3 protein-coding genes are annotated in these 3616 nt (G+C 40.6%); 2 read left to right on the top strand and 1 reads right to left on the bottom strand.

Annotated elements, in window-relative coordinates:
- Positions 1 to 71 precede the first annotated feature (71 nt).
- Complete coding sequence (gene pmbA / locus CWB77_RS17345) at positions 72 to 1421, bottom strand: metalloprotease PmbA (RefSeq protein WP_138569778.1); 1350 nt, start codon at positions 1419 to 1421, stop codon at positions 72 to 74.
- 145 nt (positions 1422 to 1566) lie between these two features.
- Between pmbA and yjgA the strand changes: the two genes are divergently transcribed.
- Together yjgA and hemN are read left to right on the top strand one after the other, a co-directional pair.
- Positions 1567 to 2091, top strand: coding sequence for a ribosome biogenesis factor YjgA (gene yjgA, locus CWB77_RS17340; RefSeq protein ID WP_010390384.1), 525 nt, complete (start codon positions 1567 to 1569; stop codon positions 2089 to 2091).
- Positions 2092 to 2207: 116 nt separating this feature from the next.
- Positions 2208 to 3581, top strand: a complete 1374-nt coding sequence (gene hemN / locus CWB77_RS17335) for an oxygen-independent coproporphyrinogen III oxidase (protein WP_010390381.1) — start codon at positions 2208 to 2210, stop codon at positions 3579 to 3581.
- The last annotated feature ends 35 nt before the right edge of the window (positions 3582 to 3616 follow it).

Raw genomic sequence — 3616 nt, 5'->3', positions numbered from 1 at the left:
TTAAGCTTAATTTAAGCAAACAAAGTGGGTGTATACCAATTCGCTGAATTAAGTATTATTGTGGATGGGTATTAAGCACCCGCAATTTGCATTTGCTCAATCAGCACTGAGCCCGTTTGAATACCACCACGTCGCTCTATATCGCCACCAATAGCTGAAATACCTTTAAACATATCTCTTAAGTTACCAGCAATAGTTATTTCACTTACTGGGTACTGTATTTCACCATTTTCAACCCAAAAACCAGCTGCACCACGAGAGTAGTCACCAGTCACGGTATTTACACCCTGCCCCATAAGTTCAGTGACTAACAAACCCGTGCCCATGGTTTTCAATAGTGTAGCTAAGTCCTGATGGGTTTGCTCAACCAACCAGTTATGAATACCACCGGCATGGCCTGTTGGCGTCATATTCATTTTACGCGCTGCGTAGCTCGCTAATAAATATGTTTGCAATTCACCACCGTGTATTATTTCTCTGTCTAGAGTTTTAACCCCTTCGCTATCAAAAGGTGATGATGCTAACCCTTTTAATAAGTGTGGGCGCTCTGAAATATTAACGGTTTTGCTGAACACTTGTGTACCTAAGCTATCCAGTAAAAAACTGGATTTACGATACAGTGCGCCACCGCCTATCGCTGACACTAAATGGCCAAACAATGAGTTAGCAATATCGGCTCTAAAAATAACCGGCACTTTCATGGTACCTAGTTTTTGACTGTTTAGTTTAGCTAGGGTTTCTGCAGCGGCTTCAAGCCCAACACTTGCAGCATCTTTTAGCCCTGCTTGATCGCGGGAAATTGTGTAGGCTGAGTCGCGCTGCATATGCTCGCCCTCTTTGCCTATTACCATAGTGCTTATGCTATGGCGTGTTCTTGGGTAGCCTGCAATTAAACCATGACTATTGCCATACACTCGCAGCCCTTGGTGTGAAGAAAAGCTAGCACCATCAGAATTCACAATTCGCTCATCCGCATTTAATGCGGCTTGCTCAGCAGCATGACATAAATCAATCCCTTGCTCAGGACTTACATCCCAAGGATGAAATAAATCTAAATCTTTAGGCGAAAACTCAAGTAATTCTTTATCAGCAATACCATTACACGGATCATCTGAGGTGAATTTAGCAATATCTATGGCTTTTTCGACCACAGATCGCAATGTTTTTGGATTTAAGTCAGCCGTAGAGGCGGAGCCTTTGTTATTACCAACATACACGCTAATACCTAAACCACCGTCTTGATTAAACTCGATGGTTTCTACCTCGCCCATGCGCGTACTTACCGACAGCCCTGATGTGCTCGACATAGCAGCTTCTGCAGCAGTAGCGCCTAACTTTTTAGCATGTTCGAGTACTTCAGAAACGGCATCTTTTACTTGAGAAATTTGCGAATATATTGGATCTTGGTGTTGGCTTTTCATAAATTCTGTCCTGAGCCCTGAAGGCCATGTTGCACACATTTTTTATATTTAAATGCTAACACACTCACTGCACCACATCAGCTAATATTAATCACTAAAAGAATCGCGTATAATAGACAAAGTTATTTTTACTTAAGAGCACCCCATGGCGAAGAAAAAAGGCAAGCCTGCTGAAATTGAAGAAGAAATTATATATGTATCAAAAAGTGAACTTAAGCGCGAAGCGCAAGAGTTTCATCAGTTAGGGTCTGAAATTGCCAAAATGGGTAAAAAGCAGCGCGAACGCTTACCGCTTAATGATGACTTAAAAGAAGCAATGGTTGTTGCCGATAAAATTAGTAATAAAAGTGATGCATACCGCCGCCACTTAAATTACATAGCAAAAACCCTTCGTACAGTAGAAAACATTGAAGAAATTAAAGCGATCATTGATGTAATGCTTAATAAAAATAACCAAGCAGAGGTTATGATCAAAAAGATTGAGCAGCTGCGCAGTGATTTAATTGAGCAAGGCGATGACTTAATCAACGAAACAATTGAACAATACCCAGCTCTTGAGCGCCAAAAAATGCGCCAACTGGTGCGTAATGCGGCCAAAGAAGTAAAAGCAGAAAAGCCTGCGAGAGGCTACAAAGAGCTATTTCAGTATTTAAAAGACGCCATAATGTAACGCAGCCACGTTACATACTAAAAAGGTGCTACGGCACCTTTTTTTGTTGTAGATCAAACCCCCTTCCCCTTTCCTTTTTTACAATACGCAGCAACTTAAAAGATAAGGTGCGTGTGATGATTAAACTTCCTCAATGGGATCAAACTTTAATAAACAAATACAATGTATCGGGCCCGCGTTACACGTCTTACCCGACTGCACTTTCGTTAGCCGACGGCTATCAGCAACAAGATTTGATTAGCGCTATTGAATCATCGCAAACCCGTGCTTTGTCTTTATATATTCACATTCCTTTTTGTAGCCAGCTTTGCTATTACTGTGGCTGTAATAAAGTCATTACTCGCCATCAATCTAAAGCTGATACCTACCTAGATTTTTTAGCTAAAGAAATCGTGGCACAAGCGCCGCTATTTCAAGACTATCGGGTTGAGCAATTACATTTAGGAGGCGGTACTCCAACCTTTTTGACCGCAGCCCAAATGACTCGCTTAGTAAAGCTACTAGAGCAACACTTTAACTTTAGCGATACCTGTGAGCGCGGTATAGAAATAGACCCTCGCTCACTGGCTGACAATATGCTGATTGACTTAAGCGAGATGGGATTTAATCGTGTGTCATTTGGTATTCAAGACTTTAATGATCAAGTTCAGCTAGCTGTTAACCGCCCTCAACATGTTGATGAGGTAAAGCAGTTAATTACCCAAGCAAAACAATTAGGCTTTAAATCAATTAATGCAGATATGATTTATGGCCTGCCTCTACAAACACCTGAGAGTTTTAAGCAAACTATTGAGCAACTGATTGCTTTAGACCCCGACCGTGTTTCAGTATTTAACTACGCTCATTTACCTGATCGTTTTGCCGCTCAACGTAAAATAAAAGATGCTGATTTACCCAGTGCCCATAATAAGCTCACTATGTTCAAAAATACCCTAGAGCAAATGACACAGGCGGGCTATCAATTTATAGGTATGGATCACTTTGCAAAAGTTGATAATGAATTGGCTATTGCTCAAAATAGCGGCCAACTTCATCGTAACTTTCAAGGTTACACTACCCATGGAGAATGTGATTTACTAGGCTTAGGGGTCTCGTCAATATCGCAAATAGGCACAGCCATACTACAAAATAAGAAAGAGCTAAAACACTATTACCAAACAATCGATGAGCAAGCAGGCAGTGCCATTAATAAAGGCATGCATTTAACCCAAGATGACCTTATTCGAGCGGATGCAATTAAACAACTTATTTGCCAGTTTGAGCTTGATATGAGCGTATTCGCGAACAGACATAAAATCAGCTTTAATGACTACTTTAAAGATGCCTTAGAGGCACTCGCACCATTAATTGCCGATGAAATGGTAACAATAGAAAACAACCTAATTAGCGTAACACCAAAAGGGAATTTATTTATTCGTATTATTTGTATGTGCTTTGATGCGCACTTACAAAAACAAATAAATGCCACTCGCTTCTCACGGGTTATATAATTTAAAAAATAGCGCGCATAAAAAAAGCAGACCTA

Origin of the sequence: Pseudoalteromonas sp. S1610 (genome assembly GCF_005887465.1) — a bacterium.
Classification (GTDB): Bacteria; Pseudomonadota; Gammaproteobacteria; order Enterobacterales; family Alteromonadaceae; genus Pseudoalteromonas; species Pseudoalteromonas undina.
The sequence above is the reverse complement of the archived record's forward strand: the minus strand, read 5'-3'. Positions and strand labels throughout refer to the sequence as shown.

Bases quoted from the DNA above. Each gene is read 5' to 3' on its own strand.
- pmbA (WP_138569778.1), bottom strand. From the start codon at position 1,421: ATGAAAAGCCAACACCAAGATCCAATATATTCGCAAATTTCTCAAGTA.
- yjgA (WP_010390384.1), top strand. From the start codon at position 1,567: ATGGCGAAGAAAAAAGGCAAGCCTGCTGAAATTGAAGAAGAAATTATA.
- hemN (WP_010390381.1), top strand. From the start codon at position 2,208: ATGATTAAACTTCCTCAATGGGATCAAACTTTAATAAACAAATACAAT.